At 55.1% G+C, this 1,641-nt stretch carries 2 rRNA genes; both read right to left on the reverse strand.

Annotated elements, in window-relative coordinates:
- A 23S ribosomal RNA gene (locus tag JS756_RS38870) occupies positions 1-957 on the reverse strand; the annotation flags it as partial.
- 177 nt (positions 958-1,134) lie between these two features.
- A 16S ribosomal RNA gene (locus JS756_RS38875) occupies positions 1,135-1,641 on the reverse strand; the annotation flags it as partial.

Here is a 1,641-nt window from a genome sequence, read left to right on the forward strand (position 1 = left end):
GCCGAAGCGCGTTCCTCGGTCTAGGCTGGCCGCATGACACCCCCGGCTATAAGACGCCCCCGGAGGGGCGTTACATTCCGGGGGCCTTTGACCGGCCGCCCAAACCGACGCTGGCCCGCCCCCGGGGAAGTACACCGGCCCGAAAGCCGGCTGAACCCCGTGGGCGAGTCTGGTCGCAAGCGCTTCCCTTTCAACAATTTCACGTGCTGTTTAACTCTCTTTTCAAAGTGCTTTTCATCTTTCGATCACTCTACTTGTGCGCTATCGGTCTCCGGCCAGTATTTAGCTTTAGATGAAATTTACCACCCATTTAGAGCTGCATTCCCAAACAACTCGACTCGTCGAAGGAGCTTCACACGGGCACGGACACCCCATCCCAGACGGGATTCTCACCCTCTCCGATGGCCCGTTCCAGGGCACTTAGACAGGGGCCGCACCCGAAGCATCCTCTACAAATTACAACTCGGACCCCGGAGGGGCCAGATTTCAAATTTGAGCTCTTGCCGCTTCACTCGCCGTTACTGAGGCAATCCCGGTTGGTTTCTTTTCCTCCGCTTATTGATATGCTTAAGTTCAGCGGGTATCCCTACCTGATCCGAGGTCAACCTGGTTAAAAAAAAGAAGGTTGGGGTTGGGCAGGCCGCCGGCCGGACCTACAGGAGCGGGTGACAAAAAAGTTGCTTCCCATACGCTCGAGGACCGGACACGGTGCCGCCGCTGCCTTTCGGGCCCGTCCCCTTCCTGGGAGGGGGACGGGGGCCCAACACACAAGCCGTGCTTGAGGGCAGCAATGACGCTCGGACAGGCAAGCCCCCCGGAATACCAGGGGGCGCAATGTGCGATCAAAGACTCGATCATTCACTGAATTCTGCAATTCACATTACGTATCGCATTTCGCTGCGTTCTTCATCGATGCCGGAACCAAGAGATCCGTTGTTGAAAGTTTTAACGATTTTTTATATCGGTACTCAGACTGCAACCTTCAGACAGTGTTCATGGTTGAGGTCTCCGGCGGGCACGGGCCCGGGGGCAGGGAAGCCCCCCGGCGGCCACGAAGGGCGGGCCCGCCGAAGCAACAGGGTACAAATAGACACGGATGGGAGGACGGACACCCCGAGAAGGGGCATCCAAACACTCGGTAATGATCCTTCCGCAGGTTCACCTACGGAAACCTTGTTACGACTTTTACTTCCTCTAAATGACCAGGTTTGACCAACTTTCCGGCTCTGGGGGGTCGTTGCCAACCCCCTGGAGCCAGTCCGAAGGCCTCACCAAGCCATTCAATCGGTAGTAGCGACGGGCGGTGTGTACAAAGGGCAGGGACGTAATCGGCACGAGCTGATGACTCGCGCCTACTAGGCATTCCTCGTTGAAGAGCAATAATTGCAATGCTCTATCCCCAGCACGACAGGGTTTAACAAGATTACCGGACGTCTCGGCCAAGGTGATGTACTCGCTGGCCCTGTCAGGTGTAGATCTGTTAAGTTATGATCAATCAATATTGGTCAATAGTCCTGAACACACTCTCATGTGATGCCCGTGTAGTAATACAAAAATGCAAATTCCTACTGTTAAGCCCTTGTCTTCCTTGCAGCATATAATTTGATCAGGCTTTCGCTAAAGCCACTGACATTACTAGGC

This window comes from Streptomyces actuosus (assembly GCF_016921115.1).
Classification (GTDB): domain Bacteria; phylum Actinomycetota; class Actinomycetes; order Streptomycetales; family Streptomycetaceae; genus Streptomyces; species Streptomyces actuosus_A.